The sequence below is a fragment of the Pseudomonas sp. 3A(2025) genome (assembly GCF_054589175.1).
In genome coordinates this window covers 494,348-518,285 of the sequence record NZ_BAAILM010000113.1, presented here as the reverse complement: position 1 = coordinate 518,285, position 23,938 = coordinate 494,348, and the positions used below count along the sequence as shown (strand labels likewise).

The 23,938-nt window shown below is 60.0% G+C and carries 28 protein-coding genes; 16 read left to right on the top strand and 12 right to left on the bottom strand.

The window, feature by feature from the left end:
• Positions 1 to 14: 14 nt before the first annotated feature.
• Genes ACYP2A_RS29010 through ACYP2A_RS28985 form a run of 6 tightly spaced genes read left to right on the top strand, consistent with a single transcriptional unit; the run spans position 15 to position 4,653 of the window.
• A complete protein-coding gene (locus tag ACYP2A_RS29010) occupies positions 15 to 824 on the top strand; it encodes an amino acid ABC transporter ATP-binding protein (RefSeq protein ID WP_459749360.1) in 810 nt (269 codons plus the stop codon).
• Positions 821 to 1,462 carry an amino acid ABC transporter permease gene (locus ACYP2A_RS29005; RefSeq protein WP_459749836.1) on the top strand — a complete coding sequence of 214 codons (642 nt, stop codon included), beginning with the start codon at positions 821 to 823 and terminating at the stop codon, positions 1,460 to 1,462. Before ACYP2A_RS29010 ends, ACYP2A_RS29005 begins: the two co-directional genes overlap by 4 nt.
• Positions 1,459 to 2,121: an amino acid ABC transporter permease gene (locus ACYP2A_RS29000; RefSeq protein WP_459749359.1), complete on the top strand. Its 663-nt coding sequence runs from the start codon at positions 1,459 to 1,461 to the stop codon at positions 2,119 to 2,121. The genes ACYP2A_RS29005 and ACYP2A_RS29000 overlap by 4 nt, the downstream gene beginning before the upstream one ends.
• 56 nt (positions 2,122 to 2,177) lie before the next feature.
• Complete coding sequence (locus tag ACYP2A_RS28995; RefSeq protein ID WP_459749358.1) at positions 2,178 to 3,008, top strand: substrate-binding periplasmic protein; 831 nt, start codon at positions 2,178 to 2,180, stop codon at positions 3,006 to 3,008.
• A 48-nt stretch (positions 3,009 to 3,056) separates the two neighbouring features.
• Positions 3,057 to 3,650: a TetR/AcrR family transcriptional regulator gene (locus tag ACYP2A_RS28990; protein ID WP_459749357.1), complete on the top strand. Its 594-nt coding sequence runs from the start codon at positions 3,057 to 3,059 to the stop codon at positions 3,648 to 3,650.
• A 10-nt stretch (positions 3,651 to 3,660) separates the two neighbouring features.
• Positions 3,661 to 4,653, top strand: coding sequence for an Ldh family oxidoreductase (locus tag ACYP2A_RS28985; RefSeq protein ID WP_459749835.1), 993 nt, complete (start codon positions 3,661 to 3,663; stop codon positions 4,651 to 4,653).
• Here the strand turns inward: ACYP2A_RS28985 and ACYP2A_RS28980 are convergent.
• A complete protein-coding gene (locus ACYP2A_RS28980) occupies positions 4,644 to 5,735 on the bottom strand; it encodes an NADH:flavin oxidoreductase/NADH oxidase (protein WP_459749356.1) in 1,092 nt (363 codons plus the stop codon). The two genes, ACYP2A_RS28985 and ACYP2A_RS28980, sit on opposite strands and share 10 nt — an antisense overlap.
• An 89-nt stretch (positions 5,736 to 5,824) precedes the next feature.
• Between ACYP2A_RS28980 and ACYP2A_RS28975 the strand changes: the two genes are divergently transcribed.
• The gene (locus ACYP2A_RS28975; RefSeq protein WP_459749355.1) at positions 5,825 to 6,124 is read left to right on the top strand and encodes an ArsR/SmtB family transcription factor; all 300 of its coding nucleotides are present in this window, start codon (positions 5,825 to 5,827) and stop codon (positions 6,122 to 6,124) included.
• 57 nt (positions 6,125 to 6,181) lie between these two features.
• On the opposite strand, the gene ACYP2A_RS28970 is transcribed toward ACYP2A_RS28975, so the two are convergent.
• The gene (locus ACYP2A_RS28970) at positions 6,182 to 6,535 is read right to left on the bottom strand and encodes a hypothetical protein (protein WP_459749354.1); all 354 of its coding nucleotides are present in this window, start codon (positions 6,533 to 6,535) and stop codon (positions 6,182 to 6,184) included.
• Positions 6,536 to 6,703: 168 nt separating this feature from the next.
• Between ACYP2A_RS28970 and ACYP2A_RS28965 the strand changes: the two genes are divergently transcribed.
• Both ACYP2A_RS28965 and ACYP2A_RS28960 read left to right on the top strand, forming a co-directional pair.
• The gene (locus ACYP2A_RS28965) at positions 6,704 to 7,234 is read left to right on the top strand and encodes a hypothetical protein (RefSeq protein ID WP_459749353.1); all 531 of its coding nucleotides are present in this window, start codon (positions 6,704 to 6,706) and stop codon (positions 7,232 to 7,234) included.
• A gap of 47 nt (positions 7,235 to 7,281) precedes the next feature.
• A complete protein-coding gene (locus ACYP2A_RS28960) occupies positions 7,282 to 7,812 on the top strand; it encodes a hypothetical protein (RefSeq protein WP_459749352.1) in 531 nt (176 codons plus the stop codon).
• 37 nt (positions 7,813 to 7,849) lie between these two features.
• Here ACYP2A_RS28960 and ACYP2A_RS28955 read toward each other — a convergent pair whose 3' ends face one another.
• The 5 genes from ACYP2A_RS28955 to ACYP2A_RS28935 form a co-directional block, all read right to left on the bottom strand.
• Positions 7,850 to 8,662, bottom strand: coding sequence for an oxidoreductase (locus tag ACYP2A_RS28955; RefSeq protein ID WP_459749351.1), 813 nt, complete (start codon positions 8,660 to 8,662; stop codon positions 7,850 to 7,852).
• Positions 8,663 to 8,721: 59 nt separating this feature from the next.
• Positions 8,722 to 9,720 carry an NADP-dependent oxidoreductase gene (locus ACYP2A_RS28950; protein ID WP_459749350.1) on the bottom strand — a complete coding sequence of 333 codons (999 nt, stop codon included), beginning with the start codon at positions 9,718 to 9,720 and terminating at the stop codon, positions 8,722 to 8,724.
• Between the two features lie 2 nt (positions 9,721 to 9,722).
• Positions 9,723 to 10,508: an SDR family NAD(P)-dependent oxidoreductase gene (locus ACYP2A_RS28945; RefSeq protein ID WP_459749349.1), complete on the bottom strand. Its 786-nt coding sequence runs from the start codon at positions 10,506 to 10,508 to the stop codon at positions 9,723 to 9,725.
• 618 nt (positions 10,509 to 11,126) lie between these two features.
• The gene (locus tag ACYP2A_RS28940) at positions 11,127 to 11,585 is read right to left on the bottom strand and encodes a hypothetical protein (RefSeq protein WP_459749348.1); all 459 of its coding nucleotides are present in this window, start codon (positions 11,583 to 11,585) and stop codon (positions 11,127 to 11,129) included.
• A gap of 293 nt (positions 11,586 to 11,878) precedes the next feature.
• A complete protein-coding gene (locus tag ACYP2A_RS28935) occupies positions 11,879 to 13,222 on the bottom strand; it encodes a mechanosensitive ion channel family protein (protein WP_459749347.1) in 1,344 nt (447 codons plus the stop codon).
• A 137-nt stretch (positions 13,223 to 13,359) separates the two neighbouring features.
• On the opposite strand from ACYP2A_RS28935, the gene ggt reads away from it, so the two are divergent.
• The 3 genes from ggt to ACYP2A_RS28920 all read left to right on the top strand — a co-directional run bounded on the left by ggt (position 13,360) and on the right by ACYP2A_RS28920 (position 17,115).
• Positions 13,360 to 15,213, top strand: coding sequence for a gamma-glutamyltransferase (ggt, locus tag ACYP2A_RS28930; protein WP_459749346.1), 1,854 nt, complete (start codon positions 13,360 to 13,362; stop codon positions 15,211 to 15,213).
• 122 nt (positions 15,214 to 15,335) lie between these two features.
• Positions 15,336 to 16,676: a DEAD/DEAH box helicase gene (locus ACYP2A_RS28925; RefSeq protein WP_459749345.1), complete on the top strand. Its 1,341-nt coding sequence runs from the start codon at positions 15,336 to 15,338 to the stop codon at positions 16,674 to 16,676.
• 136 nt (positions 16,677 to 16,812) lie between these two features.
• The gene (locus ACYP2A_RS28920; protein WP_459749344.1) at positions 16,813 to 17,115 is read left to right on the top strand and encodes a hypothetical protein; all 303 of its coding nucleotides are present in this window, start codon (positions 16,813 to 16,815) and stop codon (positions 17,113 to 17,115) included.
• Here ACYP2A_RS28920 and ACYP2A_RS28915 read toward each other — a convergent pair whose 3' ends face one another.
• The 3 genes from ACYP2A_RS28915 to ACYP2A_RS28905 form a co-directional block, all read right to left on the bottom strand.
• A complete protein-coding gene (locus tag ACYP2A_RS28915; RefSeq protein WP_459749343.1) occupies positions 17,116 to 17,985 on the bottom strand; it encodes a DUF6279 family lipoprotein in 870 nt (289 codons plus the stop codon). It abuts the gene before it with no gap.
• A gap of 64 nt (positions 17,986 to 18,049) precedes the next feature.
• On the bottom strand, positions 18,050 to 18,778 hold the full coding sequence (locus ACYP2A_RS28910; RefSeq protein WP_459749342.1) for a TorF family putative porin: 729 nt from the start codon (positions 18,776 to 18,778) through the stop codon (positions 18,050 to 18,052).
• Positions 18,779 to 18,925: 147 nt separating this feature from the next.
• Entirely contained in the window at positions 18,926 to 19,435 is a 510-nt protein-coding gene (locus ACYP2A_RS28905) for a hypothetical protein (protein WP_459749341.1), read from the bottom strand.
• Positions 19,436 to 19,585: 150 nt separating this feature from the next.
• Between ACYP2A_RS28905 and ACYP2A_RS28900 the strand changes: the two genes are divergently transcribed.
• Positions 19,586 to 20,422: a CvfB family protein gene (locus ACYP2A_RS28900; protein WP_459749340.1), complete on the top strand. Its 837-nt coding sequence runs from the start codon at positions 19,586 to 19,588 to the stop codon at positions 20,420 to 20,422.
• Here ACYP2A_RS28900 and ACYP2A_RS28895 read toward each other — a convergent pair.
• Together ACYP2A_RS28895 and ACYP2A_RS28890 are read right to left on the bottom strand one after the other, a co-directional pair.
• Complete coding sequence (locus ACYP2A_RS28895) at positions 20,395 to 21,051, bottom strand: DsbA family oxidoreductase (RefSeq protein WP_459749339.1); 657 nt, start codon at positions 21,049 to 21,051, stop codon at positions 20,395 to 20,397. The genes ACYP2A_RS28900 and ACYP2A_RS28895 overlap by 28 nt on opposite strands.
• Positions 21,052 to 21,149: 98 nt before the next feature.
• Positions 21,150 to 21,542: a hypothetical protein gene (locus ACYP2A_RS28890; RefSeq protein WP_459749338.1), complete on the bottom strand. Its 393-nt coding sequence runs from the start codon at positions 21,540 to 21,542 to the stop codon at positions 21,150 to 21,152.
• A 222-nt stretch (positions 21,543 to 21,764) separates the two neighbouring features.
• Here ACYP2A_RS28890 and ACYP2A_RS28885 point away from each other — a divergent pair, with 222 nt between their 5' ends.
• From ACYP2A_RS28885 to def, 3 genes are all read left to right on the top strand, one after another.
• A complete protein-coding gene (locus tag ACYP2A_RS28885; protein ID WP_459749337.1) occupies positions 21,765 to 21,953 on the top strand; it encodes a CsbD family protein in 189 nt (62 codons plus the stop codon).
• Positions 21,954 to 22,149: 196 nt separating this feature from the next.
• On the top strand, positions 22,150 to 23,091 hold the full coding sequence (locus tag ACYP2A_RS28880; protein ID WP_459749336.1) for a YihY/virulence factor BrkB family protein: 942 nt from the start codon (positions 22,150 to 22,152) through the stop codon (positions 23,089 to 23,091).
• 67 nt (positions 23,092 to 23,158) lie between these two features.
• Complete coding sequence (gene def / locus ACYP2A_RS28875; protein ID WP_459749335.1) at positions 23,159 to 23,698, top strand: peptide deformylase; 540 nt, start codon at positions 23,159 to 23,161, stop codon at positions 23,696 to 23,698.
• The last annotated feature ends 240 nt before the right edge of the window (positions 23,699 to 23,938 follow it).

Sequence of the window (23,938 nt, the reverse complement as noted above, 5' to 3'; positions counted from 1 at the left end):
CGGAGAAACAGAGAATGAGCCTCATGACCCTGATCGAAAAGCCCATGCCCCATGCACAACCCCTTGCACCGCCCAGCGAACCGCTGTTGCGCCTGGAAGGCATTCATAAACAATTCGGCCCGTATCCGGTGCTGCATGACGTCAGCTTCGAGCTGAACAAAGGTGAAGTGGTCGCCATCATCGGCCCCAGCGGTTCAGGCAAAAGCACCTTGCTGCGCTGCATCAATCAACTCGAACCGCCGACGCGTGGCCGGGTCAGCATTGGCGGGCAGCAGATCGAGGCGGGGCAGCCCTTGCCGCGCAGCGAACTGGTCAAGCTGCGCCGGCGCATCGGCATGGTGTTCCAGTCGTTCAACCTGTTCCCGCACCTGACGGTGTTGCGCAACGTCAGCCTGGCGCAGGTCCGCACCCTGGGCCGCAGCCCGCGTGAGGCTGATGCCCGCTCGATGCAGTTGCTGGAGCGGGTCGGGCTGGCCGACAAGGCCGGGCATTATCCGGCGCGGTGTTCGGGTGGCCAACAGCAACGTATCGCGATTGCCCGGGCGCTGGCGCTGGAGCCTGAACTGATGCTGTTCGACGAGCCGACCTCGGCGCTCGACCCGGAACTGGGACTTGAAGTGCTGGCGGTCATGAAGGAGCTGGCGCAAGACGGCATGACCATGATCGTGGTGACCCACGAAATGCACTTTGCCGAAACCGTGTCCGATCGTGTGGTGGTCATGGCCGACGGACGGATTCTGGAGCAGGGGCCCAGCACCCGGGTGATGCGTCAGCCCCAGCATGAGCGGGTGGTCAGGTTCCTGCAGGCCGTGAGGAATCGCTGATGGATATCCTCATGATGCTGCTGGTGGGCATCCCCTGGACGCTGGGGGTAACCGTGCTGGCGTTCAGTGTCGGCGTGCTGTTGGGGTTTCCGCTGTGCGCACTGCGTATGTCCAACGTCACAGCGTTGCGCCTGCTGGGCGCTGCGGTGGTGCTGACCTTGCGCTCGATCCCGCCGATTGTCTGGCTGTTCTTTATCTTCTTTGGCATTGGCGGGGGCTATATCAACCTGTCGCCTTTCGCGGCCGCCGTGGTTGGCCTGGGTTTGATCACTGCAGCGCAAATGGCCGAAGTCTATCGCGGCGCCTGGGCGGCGATTCCCGATGGCCAGTACGAGGCGGCCTGCGTGCTTAACCTCAGCGCGCCGCAACGCTTTTTCGATGTGATCCTGCCGCAACTGATCCGCATCGCGATTCCGACCTCGGCCACCTACGCCATCGGCTTGCTCAAGGACTCGGCCGTGGCCTCCACCCTGGGCGTCACCGACATCAGTTTTCAGGCTTATCAAGTGTCGCAGCAAACCTTCAACGGCCTGGGCGTCTACAGCATGGCGGCGCTGGTGTATCTGGCGCTCAGCGTGCCGGTGGCGCTGCTTTCCCGCTGGGTGTCGGGCAACCTGAAACGGAGGATCTCGCGATGAGCGAACTGCTGATCATGTGGGCCGAATGGTTTCCCGAACTGTGGAAAGGCTTCGTGCTGTCGATGCAAGTGACCGCGCTCAGTCTGCTGTTGGGCCTGGCATTGGGTTTGTTGCTGGCCTTGGGCGTGAGTGCGGCGAGCCGCTGGCTACGTTACCCGGCGTTGCTGGTCGTGGAGTTGGGACGCGGCGCGCCCGCCTTGATCCTGTTGCAGTATTTCTACTTTGGTTTGCCGTCGGTCAACCTGACCCTGACCTCGTTCTGGGCGGCGGTACTGGCCCTGGCTTACTGCACCGGGGCTTACACCAGTGAAATCATTCGTGGCGGCATCGAGGCGGTGGCCGAAGGGCAGCGTGAAGCCGCCGAAGTGATCGGCCTCGACCGCCTGGACGCCTTGCGTTTCGTGATCCTGCCGCAGGCTCTGCGCGTGGCCCTGCCATCGCTGCTGGGCTTCTCGATCATGATGTTCCAGGCCTGTTCGCTGTGTTTCACCATTGCCTTGCCGGAAATCGTCAGCCGCGCCTCGGCGATTGGTTCATCAACCTTCGAATACATGCCCGTGCTGATTCTGGCGGGCCTGATGTACGCCGCTGTCTGTGCCCCGGCAACACTGGGTGTGGCGGCATTGGAGAAGAGACTGGCGCCCAGCCAGCACGCCTGATCCCTGATTGCACTGCTTTTCAAACACCCTGACTCTGAATGAAAAGGTATCCAGTCATGACTTCACTCAACCGTGTCGCCCGCCACCTGTTCCTGTGTTTCACCCTGATCGGCAGCGCTCATGCGCTGGCTGATTGCAAGCCGGCCAATACCTTTGAAACCCTGACCCCCGGCGTGCTGACCGTGGCGGCGTGGGTATTTCCGCCGTATTCGATTCCCGGCGCCAACAATGAACTGAGCGGTGTGGACGGCGAAATCATCAAGAAGATCGCCGCCCGCGAATGCCTGACCATCAAGGCCAGCGTGCTTGACCCTGCGGCAGCGATTCAGTCGGTGGTCACCAAGCGTGCCGATCTGGTGATCGGCGACTGGTACCGCACTGCCGAGCGCGGCAAGGTGCTGGGGCTTTCGGCACCGCTGTACCTGGACGTGATGGGCATTATCTCGGCCCAGGGCCATAGCAAGGTCACCGAGCTTGAAGGCAAGCGGGTGGGCACGGTGCAAGGCTATCTGTGGGTGGCGGACCTGAAAAAGGTGCTCGGCGATAACCTGGTGCTGTACCCCAACCCGGTGGCCATGGCTCAAGACCTGAGCGCCGGGCGCATTGTCGCCGGCATCGACAGCTTCGCGGTGGCAGTGGCGTCGCAGGGCAACGGCGCCTACAAGGGCGACAGCATCAAGGTGTCCGAGCCTGATCCACGGGTCAAGGCGACGCTGGAACCCGGCCAGACCAGCTTTCCGTTCATGAAAGCCAACACCGCGCTGGGCAAGGCGCTGGATGCCAATATCCAGGCCTTGCACAGTTCTGGCGAGATCGCCGAGATTCTTGGCTCGTTTGGCCTGGACCGCAAAGCCGCCGACGTGGGTGCACCACGCCTGGTCGAATGATGCCTGTGCGCAGGGCCGTTCGCGGTCCTGCGCCTGCCGGAGAGCGCCATGCCCAGACAACACATGCCTGACCCCAGGTTCGAACAACACCAGAATATGCTCCGCGTGGCGGTCGAATTGTTCGCTGCCCACGGCTACTCGGCCATTGGCCTGCGCGAGCTGGCGCGGCAACTGAACCTGCATGCCGGCTCGCTTTACTATCACTTTGAAAGCAAGCAGGACTTGCTGTTCGAACTGATCGAGTCGGCTTTGTCGGACCTGCTCAACGTCACCTTGCGGCACCTGAAGCAGTGCGTCGCACCGGCTCAGCGCCTGCGGGTTTTCATGGACGTGTTCGTGCGCTTTCGTGCCAGCGATGGTCAACGGCTGGAGCTGGTGGTGCGCGAATATCTGCATCTGAACAATGCACAGAAAGCCGAAATCGACCGTCTGAAGGCACGTTACGAGGCGCTGCTGCAGAGCAGTATCAGCCCTCGATCACCCGGTAATGCTCAAACCGGACTGTTATCGAGCCTGATCGTCGGCATGTTGTTCAATGGCTGGAACGGGCAGGGTGCAGTGCTCGAGAGCGACTTTCTGACCCGTCTTGTCCAGTCGATGCTCGTCAGCCAGACGAGCCAGGAAGTGCCGCTTGAAGCTTGAAACGCTACCCATGACCCGCCTGTCGCTCGACGCCGCCCTGCAACTGGCTCAGCAATGCTGCCTGGCACACGGGGCCAGCCAGGCGGTGGCCGATTCGCTGGCCCGTGCCACGGTCTCGGCGCATGCCCATAGTCTGCCGAATGTGGGGTTTGCGCATTTACCGGATTACCTCGACGGCTTTGCCTGCGGGCGCATCGCCGCCGATGCCGAGCCGCTGATTGATCGTCCGGCACCGACCATGACCCGCTGCAATGCGCGCCAGGGCATTGCGCAATTGGGCTTCGACAGAGAATTGAGTACGTTGTGCGACCACGCCCAGGCGCTGGGCATCAGCCTGTTTGCCCAGCACAACGCCTTTACCAGCGGCGAGCTGGGTTACTACACGCGCCGCCTGGCCGCTCAGGGTCTGGTCGCCCTGGCGTTTACCAATGGTCCGGCGCTGTTGACCGTAAAAGGCCAAAGCCGGCCGCTGTACTCCACCAACCCGATTGCCTTCGCCGCCGCCAGCAACGATGGCCGGGTACTGATGATCGACCAGTCCAGCAGTGCAACGGCCTTCGTCAATATTCTTCAGGCGGCTGAAAGCGGGCAGCCGATTCCCGCCGACTGGGCCGTCGATGTCCACGGCCAGCCAGCACTCAGTGCGCGTGAGGCCTTGCACGGCACACTGCTGGCATTTGGCGGCAGCCGGGGAGCGAACATAGCCTTGATGGTCGAGGTGCTGGCGGCCGGGCTGACCGGCGCCAACTGGTCGCTGGACGCAGCCGATTTTCGCAGCGGCCGGCAGAGTCCCGGGGCGGGATTACTGGTGGTTGCCATTGCCCCGCGTTTGCTCGATGAGCAGTTTGCACGGCGTCTGGGCCAGCAAATGACCCGCCTGCAAGGCCTGGGCATTCACTTGCCGGGGCAGGCCCGGCAGCAGGCTTATGAAAACGCCGTGGGCGAGGGCATCCAGTTGCCCACGGCGCTGTATGAAGCGTTGTTGTTGCAGACTCAGCGATAGCGTTCCAGCCAGTGCGCATAAGGGGCGGGCAAGGTCCAGGAGGCCTTGTCGACACCCAGCTCTTTAGCCGCAAAGTAGGCCCAGTGCGGATCGGCCAGGTGAGCACGACCCACCGACACCAGGTCCAGCTGACCGGCCTGCACCGCTTCGTTGGCCAATTGCGGGGTGCCAAAGCCCCAGGCCGAGGTCACCGGGATTGCGGCTTCGCGACGCACTTGCTCGGCGATCGGCCCCATGAACGCAGGCCCCCATGGAATGTTGGTTTCGGCGATGGTGAAACCGACGCTGACGCTGAGCAAATCCAGACCACCGGCCTTGAAGCGGCGCGCCAGTTCGATGGATTCGCTGAGGGTCTGCTCGTCGCGGCCGTCGTATTCGATCACGCCGAAACGGGCGGTCAGCGGCAGGTTTTCCGGCCACACTTCACGCACCGCCGCCAGGGTTTCGAGCAAAAAGCGGCTGCGGTTGTCGAAGCTGCCGCCATAGGCATCGGTGCGCTGGTTGCTGTGTTCCGAGAAGAAGCTCTGGCCCAGGTAACCGTGGGCAAAGTGCAGCTCGATCCACTCAAAGCCGACATCACGGGCGCGGCGGGCGGCGTCGACAAAGTCCTGTTTGACCTGAGCGATGTCGTCCAGGGTCATGGCGCGCGGCACGTTGGGCAAGTGGTGACCGAAGGCAATGGCCGACGGCGCGATGGTCTGCCAGCCGCGCGGATCGCCCTGGGCAATGTGGTCGTCACCTTCCCACGGCCGATTGGCACTGGCCTTGCGACCGGCATGGGCGATCTGGATACCCGGCACGGAGCCGGCGGCCTTGATGGCCTTGACCGCCGGAATGAACGCCTGGGCCTGCGCATCGGTCCAGATGCCGGCACAGCCTGGGGTGATACGGCCTTCAGGCGCCACGGCAGTGGCTTCGACCACCACCAGCCCCGCACCGCCGCGCGCCATGCTGGCCAGGTGCACGTGGTGCCAATCGTTGACCACGCCTTCTTCGGCGCTGTACTGGCACATCGGTGGAATGGCGATGCGGTTGCGCAAGGTCACGTCTTTGAGCTTGAAGGGCTCGAACAGTGCAGACATGTAGAACTCCATGGGTCATGTTTGATTCGGTAGTTCGATAGTATTCGAAATATGGCGTCGATTGAAACCCCCCGCTATCATGCCGCCCCATGAGAACCTTCAAACACCCCGCCATTCAGGACTTTGTCCTTGAGCGCCTGCTCTATGCCTTGAGCGACCCGGTGCGCATGGACATCGTTCGCCATCTTGCCCGCGTCGATGAAGCCAGCTGTGGCGAACTGGACGGCGGGCGGCCGAAATCCAGCATGTCCCACCACTTTCGCGTGTTGCGCGATGCAGGCCTGGTGCATACCCGCAATATAGGCACCACGCACATGAACTCGTTGCGCAAGGACGAGTTGAGCGAGCGGTTTCCGGGGTTGCTCGATGCGATTCTGAAACAGCGCTAAAAGCGCCGCCCTTGGTCTACAGGACTGCTGGGCGGCGTAGCAGAGACTGGCTGCGGATCAGCCGCCCTCTTTCGAAGTGGCGCCACTGGCACCACTCGAACCGCCATTGCTGGACCCACCTGCGCCGGTCGCGCCGCCAGGGCCTGCCTTGGAAGCATCGGTGGCATTGCCCGCGCCGCTGCCAGTTGTAGGGCTACCACTGCTGGTGCCGTCAGCGTTACCACCGTTATCAGTGGTCGAACTGGGGTTCATGGTGCCGGTAGGCGCTGACGGGCTCATGGTAGTGCCCGGCGTCTGGGTGCTCGAAGGGCTGGTGCCGGTGCCGTTCATGTCGGTGGCGGCAAAGCTCAAAGGAGCGAACATACCCAGGCACAACGCCAGGGCAAGCGGTTGAGGACGAATCAGTTTCATGGTGAGACTCCTTGTTTTAATCACCTATGATTCGGCCGTTGCAGTGGCCTGCGGTGCCGCGCAGGCGACGGATGGTCGTGTATTTATCTATCGCCCACTCTTGAACCAACGTGCTGCAAATGACTCCATCCCATCCTCAGGGACGTAATCATTGGCGTAATGAAGACCATGACGATCACACTTAAAGCGCTGGGCCGTTTTGCAGCGTGTGCTGTTATTGCATTGCCCCTGTCAGGCTGTGTGTCAGAGGTCATCAATGCCAGAAAACAGGCGATCGACCCTCCGTTGCAGATCACCATTCGGGTACTCGATGATGATGGCCAGCCCATTCCCGATACGGTCGCACTCGCCACACAGTCCCTTGATGTGGGAGAGAAACTGTTCTGTATGAACCTGTTTGGTGGAACCTGCAGAAAGTTCTGGAACATGCACGTTTTCAAAGGCGAAGTCGGCCGTGATGGTGAAGAGACGTTTACCGTAAAATACGCCACCCAGATGACCGTCAAAGTGGCCCTTCCTTGTTCTGACCCCAAGGGTTATCGCGGGTATTTCACCCGCCATATCCAATGGAAAGACCTTTCAACGCAGCGAGTCTTTATCATGGAACGTGATTGGGACCCTGCAAGGGGGTACTACGTCGGCTCTCTGCCTTGTGCCACAACCACGCCGCCGCTCAGGGGCTGGAATGATTATTTCTGATGCAACTCCCTCCCCTTCAGGGGCGTCACCACTGCGTAGTAAAGACCATGAAGATCAAACTTAAAACAGTGGGCTTCCTTGCCGCGTGTGCTGTTATTGCAGTGCCCCTTTCAGGCTGTGTGTCTGAGTACTTCAATGCCAGAAAACAAGCGATTGATCCCCCGGTGCAGGTCACCATTCGGGTACTCGATGAAAATGGCCAGCCCATTCCCGACACGATCGCCATGGTCAAACAGCACCTTATGGTCGGGCAGCAACTGTTCTGTCTGAGCATCCTTGGCACAAATTGCGACAAGTACCGGGACATTTATCTTTTCAAAGGCAATCTCGGCAGTGATGGTGAACAGCGTGTTGAGGTGAAATACACCAGCTTACTGACGGTCATCGTGGCTCATCCATGCCGTGACCCTCAGGCGAGCCGTCGGTATTTCAGTCGCCAGGTTGAATGGAAGGTATCTACAAAAGAGCGGGAGCTCATCCTGAGTAATAAAAAGGACCCGCAAAACGAAACGCGCGTCAGCTACTTGCCCTGTTACAGCACGCCCACGCCTTTTGAAAGCGGGAGCGATTACTATTGATGACTGTTGCCTGACCCGGGACCGACGGCGCTGTCGCTCAGACCGGCAGGCGAAATTGCTTGCGCAAGTTCTTGTCAAACATGCCTGCCGGGGCAAAACGGCGCAGTAGGCTGATCTGCCTCGCTGCCTTGCCGGCCGTGTAGCGATGCAGAGGTCGGGTATCGGTCGCCGCTTTCACAACCACCGCTGCCACTACCTCTGGCAGATCGGCTTTGGGCATGACATCGGCTAACAGTGCCTTGACCCCGGCGCGGGCCTGGTCGTAGGTTTTCAATGGCGAGTCTGGCTCAATACCGTTTTGATCAAAGCCGGTACGCACGAATGCCGGTTCGATGACCGAGACGCGGATATTGAAAGCGCGAATCTCGTGATCAAGAGATTCCGAATACCCCTCTACAGCATGTTTGACCGCCGAATAATGAGCGGAGTAGGGCGCCGGTACCAATCCCAGAATCGAGCCGATATTGATAATGCGGCCCTGGCCACGCTGGCGCATCGACGGTAATACCGCATTGACCATGCGGATGACGCCGAACAGATTGACGTCGAACAGTGCCTGCACCTGTGGGATCGAGAATTCTTCAGCACCCCCGAGCAGGCCGATGCCGGCGTTATTGACCAACAGATCGATACGCCCGGTTTGCGCCAGCACTGTTGAAATGAGAGCGCCGACAGAGTCATCGTCTGTGACATCGCAGGTGAGCATGGACACCTGCGCTGGGCTCTCAACGGCCTTGCGGCTGGTGCCGAACACCTTGAATCCTGCCTGCACCAGAGCCTGCGCAGTCGCACGACCAATACCCGAGGATGCCCCGGTCACGATTGCGGTTCTTTCAGGTAATACGCTCATTTGATACTCCACCGCTCAAAGGGTTGGATGAGAAGGCTTCAGGTTTTTCGATCAGGGCGTCAGATGAGCCTGATGACAACTTTGCCCTTGGCCCTGCCTTGTTCCACGTATCTCAACGCTTCGGCTGTGGACTCGAAAGAGAACGTTCGGTCAATCACCGGCTTGATGATTCCGGACTCGACAAGCGCGGTGATTTTCTTCAGTTGTTCGCCGCTCGCCCGCATGAAAACAAATGCGTACCTGACGCCCTGTTTGCGCGCTTTTCTGCGCACGCCACTGCTTAACAGGCGCATCACCCAACCCAGTCCCCAGAACAGTTTTTGCTCCTGCGCAAACTCAGGTGTCGGCGGTCCCGAGATGGAGACAAGCAGGCCGCCCGGCTTGAGAATCCTCAGTGATTTTTCAAGTTCGACAGGACCCAGGCTGTTCAAGACAACGTCGTAGTCACGCAGCGTGTCTTCGACGTTCTGCTGCTTGTAGTCGATGACGATATCCGCGCCCAGCGCCTTGACCCATTCCACGTTGTTTGTGCTGGTGGTCGTCGCCACGAAGGCCCCCAAGTGCTTTGCAAGCTGGATGGCAACAGTGCCGACGCCACCGGAACCTGCGTGGATAAACACTTTCTGGCCCTTTTTCAATTGGGCTGTTTCAACCAGCGTCTGCCAGGCGGTCAACGCAACCAGGGGCAGGGCGGCGGCGTGTTCCATGCTGATGTTTTTGGGTTTCAACGCGAGGGCGCTTTGCTCTACCGCAATGAACTCGGCAAATCCGCCGATGTGCCCTTGTGGCGGCCGTGCATACACTTCATCGCCGGGTTTGAAGTTGTGCACACCCGAGCCCACACGAACCACGACGCCGGCCAGGTCATTGCCCATGATCAACGGAAAGGAGTACGGCAGGATCAGTTTGAATTCACCTGTGCGAATCTTCGAATCCAGCAGGTTGACGCTTGCCGCGTGCACTTGAATCAGAACGTCGTTGGCGCCTGTTTCAGGAGTTGGCAACTCGGTAATGCGTCCCTGACTCTTTCCATAACGGTCGATGACAAAGGCTTTCATCGTCATTGGGCCTGATAGCGCGGGGCAACGGTCGATTGCCGGATATCAGCCAGCAAGCCCTGGCGAGCAGCCTGCAGGGCATCCCAATGAGCGGCGTCCTGTAACGGCGGAATGGTCACCGGCTCGCGACGATCAAAACCGGCCAGCGCGGCATCGACCAGATCGCTTGCGTCCATGATTTCGCTCAGGGTGTTGATATCGATGCCTGCACGTTCCCAGATTTCCGTGCGGGTGGCCGCCGGCAGTACGGCTTGCACGTAGACGCCTTTGGGCGCCAGCTCAAGGCTGAGCCCTTGCGACAGAAACAGCGCAAACGCCTTGGTCGCTCCGTAGACGCTCATGCCGAATTCCGGTGCCAGGCCCACGACCGAGCCAATATTGATAATCGCGCCGTTCCCGGCTTGCGCAAGGCGCGGGGCGATGGCGCTGGCGAGTCGCACCAGGGCGGTGGTGTTGAGCGCAACCAGGTTAGCAACGCTGTCGGTGGATTGCTCGATGAAACTGCCCGACTGGGCGGCGCCTGCGTTATTCACAAGGATGCCAATGCTGGCGTCATCGCGCAGGCGGGCTTCGACGGTGGTCAAATCACCGGTTTGAGTCAGGTCAGCCTGAATCACATCAATGGCAACGTCGTGTTTCTCACCCAGCCGCGAGGCCAGTGCATCCAGGCGGTTCTTGTCGCGGGCGACCAACACCAGATTGTGACCGCGTTGCGCAAAACGCTCGGCATAAACGGCGCCAATGCCAGTCGAAGCGCCGGTGATGAGTACGGTTTGAGGAAGGCTCATGAATGGATTCTCTGGGGTGGTTGTCGGTGGGTGATTTGGCTGCAATGGCCTTATGATGTTGGTCATCATCTAAGCTGTCAATCTTTTTGATTATGATCGACATCAAAAAATGCTTGGGCCAATCGTTCGCCTACCGGGCGCCTATCGTGCAAACGGTTTCAGAGCTATTTCGTGAGTGCGGCCAAGGTGGCGGGGGAGGAGAGATACCAGGTAAGTCTGGATGCGTTGCAGCCAGAGGCTCAGGGAAAAATGATCAATACACCCGCGCAGGCAATCGGCGCGGTCAGGCTGTCTCGGTTATGCATAGATGACGCGCCTTTGGCAGGTGAAATACTTGATGTTTGCTGCACCGAAATACTGGGTCTGCTGACTTTGCACTTGGGCAAAGATTCAAAGGCAAGCGCCTGGGCTAATGCCGATCAGTTAAGCGGGATTTCGCCAATACTTCGTCTGGCACCGAATCCGTAGGGGTGAGTCGGATCGCCGCCCGGTAGCTCGCGAAAGGGCCCTCAAAATCCGTACATTTGCGGGGGCTTCAACTCAGCATTCGCGAGCTAGCGCTCACTCCTACGAGGCCGTGTTGTTCTTAACGGATCGGCATTAGTGCCTAGGCTGGTTTTATCGAGCTTCCAACCCTGGTGTATTCATCTGTTTGATACGACCTTCCAGTCCTCCGGTTTCCTGATAGCTCGAATAGAGCGTCATCAGACCAAATAGCGCCAGTGCTACGGCGACCGATGCGAAACCACTGAGTGTATGGTTTCCCAGAGATCGCCAAAAGCCAGGTTTCAGACTCTCGATTTTGGCAACGATGACGTCGTTGGTAATCGATTCCTTCATTTGTGCGCCGAGCTGATCGAGTGACTCTTCAATGAAGTTTTTCGCAAATTGCTCAGCTTGATCACGGTACATCCCGATTTGCTTTGCGGTGCAGGCGATCTGCTTGAAGGCATCATGATTGTCGCTTGAATGACTTCGAATCCACTCGATCTTATGACGCTTGTACAACGAGTAGGCGATAAGGCCGAGAAAGTCGTTATCGTCCTCTACCATCTGGTTGAAGACATCAAGCTGCACTGACGGTCTCTCTGAATCAGCGGGACAAGCGTTCATAAGCCCGCTTCATCATGCCGTTGATGATTTCCTTTGAAAGTCTGGATGAGCGCGTGACGCCTTCCTTTCGGGGAGAGGAGAGCCGTTTGTTGCATTCCCTGACCAGGGCAATCGAGACGTTAGGCATGAAACCTCCGAGCCGGATTTATCGTGATTCATTCTTGGGGCGCGGGCCTGAACAAGTCAATCAGACAGGCGCCCTGCTCAGAGGACGCTTGATGTCGGAAACAGGATGCGCCCCTGAAGGACGCATGCCTTTAACCCTGCCGCACCAGATGCGGTGCTTCAGCCTCGGTCTTTTCCAACGTCACCTCAGGCGCCGGCAACGCCAGCCCGCCCACCGCAGGCTCCCGTCCCGACAACCCCATGCGCATGTCCGCACCACTCGGCTGTTGATACAAACTCAAGCCAAACTCCGGCAGCACCGCCAGCAGGTAGTCGAAGATATCACCCTGAATCCGCTCGTAGTCGGCCCACACCACGGTGCGGCTGAAGCAGTAGATTTCCAGCGGCACGCCGTGTTCGGTGGCGGCCATCTGGCGGACCATGCAGGTCATGTCCTGGTGCACTTCGGGGTGATTTTTCAGGTAGGCCAGCGCGTAGGCGCGGAAGGTGCCGATGTTGGTCATGCGCCGGCGGTTGGCCGACAGCGCGGCGACGTTACCCTGGGCGTGGTTCCAGGCCTTGAGCTCGGCCTGTTTGCGGCCCATGTAGTCGGTCAGCAGGCGCACGGTGGAGAACTTCTGTTCTTCTTCATCGTTGAGAAAACGAATGCCGCTGGTGTCGATGAACAGGCTGCGTTTGATGCGCCGGCCGCCCGATTGCTGCATGCCGCGGTAGTTGCGAAACGACTCCGACATCAAGCGCCAGGTGGGAATCGAGACGATGGTTTTATCGAAGTTCTGCACCTTGACGGTGTGCAGAGTGATATCGACCACATCGCCGTCGGCACCGACCTGCGGCACTTCGATCCAGTCGCCGACGCGCAGCATGTCGTTGCTGGTCAGTTGCACGCTGGCCACGAACGACAGCAGCGTGTCCTTGTAGACCAACAGGATGACCGCCGACATGGCACCCAGACCTGACAGCAACAGCAGCGGCGAACGGTCGATCAGGGTGGCGATGATAATGATCGTGGCGAAGATGTAGAGGATCATCTTCGCCAGTTGCACATAGCCTTTGATCGAACGGGTACGGGCGTGCACGGTGCGCGCGTAGATATCGAGCAGCGCATTGAGCGAGGCGCCGATGGCCAGCGTCATGAACAGGATGGTGAACGCCAGGGCAATGTTGCCGATCACGTTCTTGCCGGCAGCGCTCAGTTCGGGCACCAGATTGAGGCCGAACTGAATCACCAGCGATGGCACCATCTGCGCCAGGCGATGGAAAACCTTGTTGTGGCGCAGGTCGCTGATCCATTGCAGCGCGGGTTTGCGGCCCAGCGCCTTCATGCTGTAGATCAGCATGAAGCGCGCCAGGCGGCCCAGCAGCAGGGCGGTGATCAGCAACAGGGCCAGCGACAGGCCGGCATTGATCACGGGGTGCTTATCCAGCAGGTCCCAGAGTTTTTGCAGGCGCAGGGTAAGGGTTTGAATCTCCATTGCGGCAACACGATCCCGGTGATGAAAGAGGGATGACGATTAGAACATCCATAGCGCCTCGATGACAGGCGAGGGGCTGCGAGGTCATGCAAACGTCACAAACGCTTTAGTGTTTTGCCTTTTCAGGCGGGTGCGATATGGACTACTTTCTGGCCCTGGATGCTCAAATCAGGGACTGTATTTTGTTCAACGCTCGACCTGCCTGTGTAATCACTCTGGCGCTGCTGACGCTGACGTCTGCCTGGGCGGACGATCATTCCTCTGCGCCAGAGCAATTGCCGTTGCCGCCCGAAATTGCCAGCGGCTATCGATCCGGCATGACGTCTGTACACGCCTCGAAACACATGGCCGCCGCCGCCAACCCGCTGGCCACTGCTGCCGGTCAGCAAATGCTGCGTGCCGGCGGTAGCGCCATCGATGCGGCGGTGGCGATGCAGGCGGTGCTGACCCTGGTCGAGCCGCAATCGAGTGGTATTGGTGGTGGGGCCTTCCTGATGTACGCCGATGGCCGGCGCGTGCAGGCCTTCGATGGCCGGGAAACTGCCCCGGCAGGCGTCGATGAAAACCTGTTTCTACAGGCAGATGGCAAGCCGATGGGCTTCAATCAGGCGCGCATCGGTGGGCGCTCGGTGGGCGTGCCCGGTGTGCTCAGGGCCTTGAAGCTGGCGCATGAGCAGCACGGCAAATTGCCGTGGCGCGACCTGTTCGAGCCGGCCATTCGCCTGAGCCGTGAGGGCTTTCCGATTTCACCGCGCTTGTATACGCAGCTTGCCGCCAGCCGCTTCATCAAGGACTCGCCCGAGATGGCGCGTTATTTTCTTGATGCCAAGGGCGAGGCAAAGCCGGTCGGCAGCCTGCTGAAAAACCCGGCACTGGCCGAGACCTTCGAAGCCATCGCCAAGGATGGTCCCGATGCGTTCTATCGCGGCGCGATTGCCGAGGCGATCGTCAGCAAGGTTGGCAGCCACAGTAATCCCGGAAAACTGAACCTGGCCGACCTCGACAACTATCAGGCCAAGGAGCGCACGCCGGTATGCGCCGACTACAAGCGCTGGAAAGTTTGCGGCATGCCGCCGCCATCGTCGGGCGGCATTGCGGTGTTGCAGACGCTGGGTATTCTTGGCGCGCTGCAGCGCCAGTCGCCACAGCTTGATCTGACGAGCATGCCGCCGACGGCCAGTGATTCTGCGGCCCGCCTTGAGCCTGCGGCCGAGGCCGCGCACCTGCTCGCCGAGGCGCAGCGTCTGGCGTTTGCCGACCGGGCGCTGTACCTGGCCGACAGCGACTTTACTCCCGTCAACGTTCAGGGCCTGACCGACAGTGGTTATCTGGCCGGACGCGCGGCGTTGATCGGTACGCAGAGCATGGGCCGGGCGCAGGCCGGGACGCCGCCGGGGCTGAACGTGGCCTATGCGCCGGATCGCTCGCCGCTGCGCATTTCGACTTCGCACCTGACCGCCGTCGACGATCAGGGCGGCGCGATTGCCATGACCACCTCGGTGGAAGCGGGGTTTGGCGCGCACATCATGGTCAACGGCTTTTTGCTGAACAATCAGTTGACCGACTTCTCGTTCATTCCCGTAGAGGCCGGCAAGCCGGTGGCCAACCGCGTCGAGCCCGGCAAGCGGCCGCTGTCGTCCATGGCGCCGACGCTGGTGTTCGACAAGGCCAGCGGCGCGCTGCTGGCCACGGTCGGCTCACCCGGTGGCTCGCAGATCGTCGAATACGTGAATAAAACCCTGATTGCCCTGCTGGACTGGCAGCTCGACCCACAAGCGGCGGTCAATCTGCCCAACTTCGGCAGCCGCAATGTCGGCACTGAAGTGGAGGCCGAACTGATCAGCGACGGCCTGATCGAGCAACTCAAGGCCCGTGGCCATGAGGTCCAGCCCATGCACATGACCAGCGGCACCCAAGTGATCATGCGCACCGCCAACGGCTGGTCGGGCGGCGCCGACCCGCGCCGTGAGGGCAATGCGGCGGGGGATTGAGGCCGAAATTCGCAACGCCTCCGGTAATAAAATCCACCTGCGGCGTTAAAGAAACTCGGCCCCGAGGCTCGAAACCGTTACGATACGCGACTGTATTTCTGTATTCCGTCGAGGTAGCACCCGTGTTTTCCGAATTAGCCCTGCACGAACGCCTGCTCAAAGCTGTGGCCGAGTTGAAGTTTGTCGAGCCTACGCCTGTGCAGGCAGCGGCCATTCCCTTGGCCTTGCAAGGGCACGATCTGCGGGTGACGGCGCAGACCGGCAGCGGCAAGACCGCCGCTTTCGTACTGCCAATCCTCAATCGCCTGATCGGCCCGGCGCGTGTAAGGGTCGACATTCGTGCGTTGATCCTGCTGCCGACCCGTGAGCTGGCCCAGCAAACCCTGAAAGAAGTCGAGCGCTTTTCGCAGTTCACCTTCGTCAAGGCCGGCCTGATCACCGGCGGTGAAGACTTCAAGGTCCAGGCCGCCATGCTGCGCAAGGTCCCGGACATCCTGATCGGTACACCGGGCCGTATGCTCGAACACCTTAATGCCGGCAACCTCGACCTGAAACTGGTTGAAGTGCTGGTGCTCGACGAAGCCGACCGCATGCTCGACATGGGCTTTGCCGAAGACGTCGAGCGTCTGTCGCTAGAATGCGCCCAGCGTCAGCAGACCCTGCTGTTCTCGGCCACCACCGGCGGCGCCGGCCTGCGCGAAATGGCGCAAAAGGTCCTCAAGGACCCGCAGCATCTGCAACTCAACCGCGTCAGCGAGCTGGCCACCGGTACCCGTCAGCAGATCGTCACGGCTGACCACAACGTGCACAAAGAGCAGATCATCAACTGGCTGGTGGCCAACGAGACCTACCAGAAGGCGATTATCTTCACCAACACCAAGGCCATGGCCGACCGTCTGTACGGGCGTCTGGTGGCGCAAGACCTCAAGGCCTTCGTGCTGCACGGCGACAAGGACCAGAAGGACCGCAAGGCCTCCATCGAGCGCTTCAAGCAGGGCGGCGCGAAGATTCTGGTTGCCACCGATGTCGCGGCCCGTGGTCTGGACATCGACGGTCTGGACCTGGTGATCAACTTCGACATGCCACGCAGCGGCGACGACTATGTGCACCGCATCGGCCGCACCGGCCGTGCCGGCGGCGAAGGCCTGGCCATCTCGCTGATCTGCCATGGCGACTGGAACCTGATGTCGAGCATCGAGCGCTACCTCAAGCAGACCTTCGAGCGCCGCGTCATCAAGGAAGTCAAAGGCACCTACGGCGGGCCTAAAAAGGTCAAGGCCTCGGGCAAGGCCGTTGGCGTGAAGAAGAAAAAGACCGACGCCAAGGGCGACAAGAAGAAAACCACCGCCAAAGGCCCGAACAAGCGCAAGACGGTCAATCGTCCCAAGCCTGATGCGCTGGTCAGCGAAGACGGCATGGCACCGCTGAAAAAGCGCAAGGCCCCGGCACCTGCCGCTGAGTGATGTTGGGCGGCGCATGCCGCCTGCCATCCGGCAACCCGCTTGAACGCCGTGCACTTCCCTCTGTCACAACCCATGAGGCCACCCATGACCGGATGTCGTGGGGCCATTAATCCATGCGGGACGGAGGGTTTGCACCATGGCTTACAATTGGGACCTTATCGAGCGACTGCTTCATGACGTACAGAACGATGATGGCGTAGCGAGTCAGAGTCCGCTCAAGACGCTATTGCTTGAGCGTGGTTATATTGAACCGCGGCCGCAGCATGAAGGCGGTGATGGTGCCAACTTCATCCTCACCCCACGCGGTGCCAGCCTGTTGGCGATGATCGACAGCAGCATCCCCGGCAACGACCATCCGCGTCAGGTCCTGGACGAACAGGCCGATGCGCTGGACCCTGCCACTTTCGACCACGTTGCGACCAAGCCACAAGTGGCCTGATCACGAAGCGCGTGCGGCCTTCAGGCAATCCAGGTCGTTGAAGTCCTTGCGCATGTCATCGATACGCCGCAGCAGCCGTTGACGCTGCTCCGGTGTGCTTTGCGCGTACACATCCACCACCAGATTGATCGCGGCTTGTTCGGTGCGGTCGTAGGCCTCGCGGTAATCCTGGGTCCAGAAGGTCTGGCGGTCTTGCAGCAGGGCGCTGATGCGCGGGGCAAAGTCGCTCTGGTTGCGTTGTTGCACGGCCGTCAGGAAGCGGCTTTGCCAGCTGGCGCGGTTCGCCAGCCAGGCCTGATTCTGCTCGCCCAACGACGCCGACCACTGCTGTACGCGAGCTTTTTGCGTCGCATTCAGTGAGCCCATCCACGGCGACAAGCGTTTCTCCATGCGTTCGGCACGCTCGGCGATCTGTTTGTCGAGCGGCTGATTCAGGTATTGCTTCTGGCGCTTGGCCTGATCGCGCTCGAACGCTTTTTGCATGTCCTGCACCTGGCGGTCGTCCAGTTTGCCAAGCAATTCGACCGCCGAAGGTGTGACTTGCTGCGCGATGCGGGCGATGGCCTGTTCGGCTTCACGGGTGCGTGCCTGCAAGCCGGCGGCCGTCACCTGATCGTCGCGGACCATCTGTTCAAGACCGTCGAGCCAGCTCAGGTAGCCGGGAAGCTGGGTGCTGCAATGCCATTGCAGGTGCTGCTTGAGGCGCTCGTCGAGCCAGTCTTTCTGCTCGCCCTTGACCTTCAGATAATCGTTGAGCGACCAGGGGATGATCATGTCCAGATTGCGGTAAGCCAGGCTCACCTGGCTGCAACCGGTCAGTAACGACACGGCGAGCAATAACGTAACGAGGGCTTTCGACAGGTACTGCATGACCGCTCCTTGATCGACTGGCTGTCCAATAGAGGGCAGCGCATACAAGGCGGTTCCATGGATTTCAGAACAGCGCGCGTACCGCCTTGATGGTGAAGGTCTGCTCGCAGCGCGGGTTGTGGCCGCTGTAGACATTGCAGGTGTCGCCGGACAGGCTGGAGCCACTGTAGATGAGGTTCATGTCGATGCCCAGCCAGGGCCGCGAGAGTTTTAGTGACCAATCGTTAAAGCCGCCGATGAGGCTACCGTCGCTGGCGATCTGGGTGGTGTCGAACTGGTGAGTGGCGTATTGCATGCGCACGTTCATGCCTAAGCGTTCAAGGCTGCCCAGATCGACGAACAGCGTGCTGTTGCGCACCCCGATGTCGTCGCTGAAGGCTGCGCCCAGGCGACTGTCGAGTACGCGCAGGCCGGCGTAGAACTCGTGGCTGCCGACCTGGCTGGTCTCGGGATAGCTGTAGCGGATCATCCCCACTTCGTAGCCCAGCGTCTGGTCGAACGGCTTTTTGAAGCCCATGTAAGAGTCCAGCTCCAGGTCGCTTTCAGGCACCAGGCCCATATTGGGTGACCACTGGCCGACATACAGGCCGCTTTCGTGGGTCAGGTCCAGGCCGCCATGAAAGGCGTCGGAGCCGCCGGTTGGCGCTACCAGGCCCTGGGCCATGGTGCGGGCGGGTGTGGTGCCGACTTTCAGGCTGAAGTCGCCCATGCTGCGTTCCAGAAGCTGGGCAGCAGCCGGCTGAGAAACCAACAGGGCACCAACGAGGGGCACCAGGGATCGTAAAAAGAGCATTGCTCACTCCAGGGGCGGGCTAGGAGTGTGGAAAAAGAAAGCGGCAAGTGATGAGCTACAAGCCTCAAGCTAGAGCCGTGCCAGCATACCGGCGAAATATTGCAGGGTATGACCGTTCGTCGATTCGCGTTTAAATCCGCGTTTAAATCAGTGCGAAGCAGTCATCTCGGTGCGGGGAATCACCAGGCCGCGAATCACCACCAACGCCTGATCGAACGAGGGGTAGCCGCTCTTGGCCACATCCAGTTCAGCGTATTGATCGCGCCAGTAGGCGGCCTTTTTTTCATCGCGGGTCGTGAGCTGTTGCGAGAGCAGGGCAATGGCCAGTGGATGGCGATGTCTGGCGGCGGTTTCCAGCAGCGCGATGATCGGTTCCGGCTCGGCCTGTTCGCGAATCAGCAGCACGGCCTGATAGAACTCGGCCTCGCCCGAGGCGTCGGTCAGCGCCGCGCGGCGCAGCATGGCTTCGGCCAGTTCGTAGTTTTCACGGTCGGCCTGGCTGATCAGCAGCTTGGCCTGGAGCATGTCGTTCTGGTACAGCAGTTGCCCGGCACGGCAGCTGTCGCCGGGCGCGGCCTGATTGGCGCTGTATTCGCAAGGCGATGAAGCGCAGCCGCTCAACCCGATCAGTGCCGCCAACAGCATCCAGTTTTTCATCACGCAGTTCCGCCAAGGGCTTTTCAGAAAGGGAGAGTGCCGAAAGGCCGTGTGGCCTTTGCTTCCTGTTTCATCACCCGCAGATTAGCAGCCCGTACGTGCTTGGCAAAACCGGTTAGAATACGCGTCACGCAATCAGGGTATCGGCACATGGCTTTAATCGGGCGCTTCAACAGCTTGCAAATCGTCAAGCACACCAACTTCGGTCTGTATCTGGACGGCGGCGCAGACGGTGAAATCCTCCTGCCCAACCGCTACATCCCGAAGGACACGCCCACTGAGGATGATGACTGGCTGAACGTCTTCATCTACCTGGACAGCGACGACAAGCTGATCGCCACGACCCTGAAGCCCAAGGTTCAGGTCGGCGGTTTTGCCAGCCTCAAGGCGGTGCAGGTCAACAATATCGGCGTGTTTCTTGATTGGGGCCTGCCCAAAGACCTGCTGTTGCCGTTCTCTGAAGAAAAGCGCCAGATGGAAGCTGGCGAATACTGTGTGGTCCACGTCTATCTGGACAAACACACCCGGCGTATCACCGCCACTTCACGCCTTGACCGCTACCTGGACAAGACCCCGGCCAACTACAGTGCAGGCCAGGCGGTCGACCTGCTGGTGGTCGAAGCCACCGACATGGGCTTCAAGGCGATCATCGACAACCGTCACTGGGGCCTGATCCACAAGAACGAAGTGTTCAAGTTCCTGCGTCCGGGCATGCAAGAGAAGGGCTTCATCAAGCAAGTGCGCGATGACGGCAAGATCAGCCTCAGCCTGCAACCGGTGGGCAGCGAAGCGGCCGACGGTTTGTCCGGGCAGATTCTGGCGCGCCTGCGCGACAACCAGGGCGTGTTGGCGGTCAACGACAAGAGCGACCCGAAAGTCATCAGCGATCTGTTCGGAGTCAGCAAGGGCAACTTCAAGAAGGCCATCGGTGGTTTGTACAAACAGGGCCTGATCGTCATTCACCCGGACCGCATCGAACTGGCTTGACTCAGCAGTGCGTCGATCTCCCGGGCCAGCCGTTGCAGGGGCAGGGTGCCATTGAGCACCTGAGCCTCTGCCAGCGGCTGGTCGGCACGGCGCAACAGCAGCGTCGGCACCGCCCGCAGGCCAAGCTCATCGGCCAGCCCTTCATCAGCCAGTACACTGGCGCTGTACGCTTCTTGCAGTAGCGCCTCTTGCAGCGCCTGCGCATCCAGACCGGCGGTATCGGCCAGTTGCAACAGAATGTCCGTCTCGCCGATGTCCTGGCCTTGCTCGAAAAATGCCCTGAACACCGCCCGATTGAAGGCCTCGAAGCAACCGTGGGCGCGGGCAAACGTCGCCGCCTCCAGCGCCTTGCGGCTGTGCGGTTGCACCGGTGGAATCTTCATGTGCAACTGACGCTTGTCAGCCATGGGTAACACGGCCCGCGACCAGGTCATGCGCAGGTGTTCAGCGCACGGGTCAGGCGTTTCAAGGGGTTCCGGGCGCAGTTCGAATGCATGCCAGGACCATTGTATGGACAAGCCATAGAGCGTCTGCAACTGTTCGAGCACCGGCAATTGCAGATAGCTGAAAGGGCAGACGTAGTCACTCCATAGGTCGACCCTGAGGGTGTTAGGCGTACCCGTGTTCATTGGTAAGGCTCCGTATGGCTCCTTACGAGTGACTGCCTTGTGCCGGGAAAAGTCCGGTTATTTGCAAGATTGTGTTACGAACGGCACAGTTTGAGTATTCAGGCCTGGATGAAGACCGCAAACCCCAGGTGGGTGCCTTCAGGACGCAGGTCCTTGAGGTACGAATCACGGTCGGCGCTCAGTTCGAGGCTGATCGTGGCTTTGCGTTTACCCTGATTACGCACTTCAAGCCCGGCAATGCGCGCCCGCAAAAACGAGGTCGGCACTTTGACATGCAGCAGTTGGTCGGGCTCTGGCGTGTGCATTAGCAGGTTCAGCCATTCGAGGCTTTTCAGCTGGCTGACAGGCAGGTCGAACCACCAGATATTGCGCCGTGGGTCCAGCACCGCAAAGTAGCTGTTGTCGGCGTTCAGCACAGTGCCTGGCTGTTTCTGGTTGAGGGCAAGGTGCTGATTACGGCGATCAATGGCCTGCTTTTTATCGAGCTTCATAAGGTTTCCGGAAATTCTGACATCTGTGCGGGCCCAAGCGCCCGTCGCTGGCGCGTATTGTCGCATAAGCCATTGCCCGGCGTGGCGACGGTGAACGGATCAACGGAAAACTCATCGTGCAAATAATTGAAACTCTGCGCCAAGGCCTTGGGTCCATGATTTTGTCGGGTTCATAACGACATCCTTCTTACGATACGGGCCCAGCGGCCCAGGAGAGTCCTCATGAGCAGCACCAGCGATAAAGTCAAAGGCCTGGCCAACGAAGCGGTCGGCAATATCAAGCAGGGCGTCGGCAAAGTGACTGACAACGACAAACTGCGTGCCGAAGGCAAAGCCCAGGAAATCAAGGGTGAAGGCCAGCAGATCAAAGGCAAGGCCAAAGAAGAAATCAAGAAAAGCATCGACCGTTAAGACCTGCGGTCGGGTAAACCCAACCGTCACAACAGCGTGCAGGCGTTGTGACGGTTATCCTTGCTGAAACCTTTTGCTGGTATTCAAGTCCATGTGTGCGCTGGATCAGGACACACGCGCCGGGACCTTGATCAAGACAACACCAATCGTCGTGAAGACGTAAAGTATGCGGGTCTGTTCGCGAAAGGAGACGCCAATGAATTTTCCCCACTTGCGCAACTTGTCTTTCGGCAAAGTGATGGTGCGCACGGTCACCGAATTTATCGATGACGAAATGTCGACTTACGCCTCCGCCCTGGCTTACCAGGCCCTGTTTTCGTTGTTCCCCTTCCTGCTGTTTCTGATTGCCCTGATCGGTTTCCTGCACTTGCCGGACTTTTTCTCGTGGCTGCGTTTGCAGTCCGAACTGGTGTTGCCGCCCCAGGCGCTGGAGCAGGTCAACCCGGTGATCGATCAGTTGCAGCAGTCCAAAGGCGGATTGCTGTCGATCGGTATTGTCGTTGCCCTGTGGACCGCTTCGGCTGCCGTGCGCCTGATGATGAGCGCGATGAACGCCGCTTATGACGTGGTTGAAGGCCGCCCGCTGTGGAAGCGCCTGCCACTGTCGATTTTCTACACCGTCGGCATCGCCGGTATGTTGCTGGCCGCTGCTGCGCTGATGGTCACAGGACCCCAGGTCATGAACTGGTTCGCGGCCCATTTGGGCATCGAAGAGTTCATTGTCACGTTATGGACGATTTTGCGCTGGCCGTTGATCATTCTGCTGATGATGATTGCCGTGGCACTGATCTATTACGTCATGCCGGACGTCAAACAGGAGTTTCGTTTCATCACGCCAGGTTCGGTACTGGCCGTGGTGGTGTGGATCATCGCTTCGCTGGGTTTTGCCTTCTACGTCAAGACCTTTGCCGACTACAACGCCATGTACGGCAGCATCGGGGCAATCATTGTGCTGCTGCTGTTTTTCTATATCTCGGCGGCAGTGCTGCTGCTGGGGGCGGAGATGAACGCGGTGATCGAGCACATGTCGCAGGAAGGCAAGGCCAGCGGCGAGAAAGAGCCGGGCGACGGTGGCGTAGAGGCTTCCAGCCCCGATGAGCCAGGCGTGGGCGGCGCGCACACCAAACCGCATGCCTGAAGCCTGAGCCTGCAATCACTGCGCGGAATATGTCAGGATTGCGCTTTGTCTTACAGGATGTTGCCTGATGATCCGCGAGATTCTGAAAATGGGCGATCCGCGTTTGTTGCGTATCGCCCCGCCAGTACCTGAACACCTGTTCGGCAGCCAAGAGCTGCAAACCCTGATCGACGACATGTTCGAAACCATGCAGAGCGTGGGTGGCGTAGGTCTGGCCGCGCCACAGATTGGCGTCGATCTGCAACTGGTGATCTTTGGTTTCGAGCGCAGCGAGCGCTACCCGCAAGCGCAAGCGGTGCCGCGCACCATCCTGCTCAACCCTCTGATTACTCCGCTTGAACCGACCCTTGAAGCCGGTTGGGAGGGCTGCCTCTCGGTGCTCGGCCTGCGCGGCCTGGTCGAACGCCACCTGCGTATTCGCTACGAAGGCTTCGATCCGCAAGGACAGCCAATCCAGCGTGTGGCCGAAGGCTTTCATGCGCGGGTGGTGCAGCATGAATGCGATCACCTGATCGGTCGGCTATACCCCTCGCGGATTACCGATTACAGCCAGTTCGGCTTTACCGAAGTGTTGTTCCCGGACCTTGACCCTAATGCTGACGATTGACCTGCCCAAGGGGGCCGAGCGGTTGGACAGGCGTTGCTGAGAGCGGCATGTTCGGGCTGGATACGACCTTGCGCATGTCAATACGTCGCATTGGCTGCTAGCGTCAGGGTCTGTAGCCAGTCAATCAGCCGGGAGGGGCAATGAGAGACGTGTTGCCCGCTGTGATGCTGGTCGTGGCCTTATCGAGCGGTGTGTGGCCGGGGCTGGCGCGTGCCGCCGAAGTCGACGATGCCGCGCTGG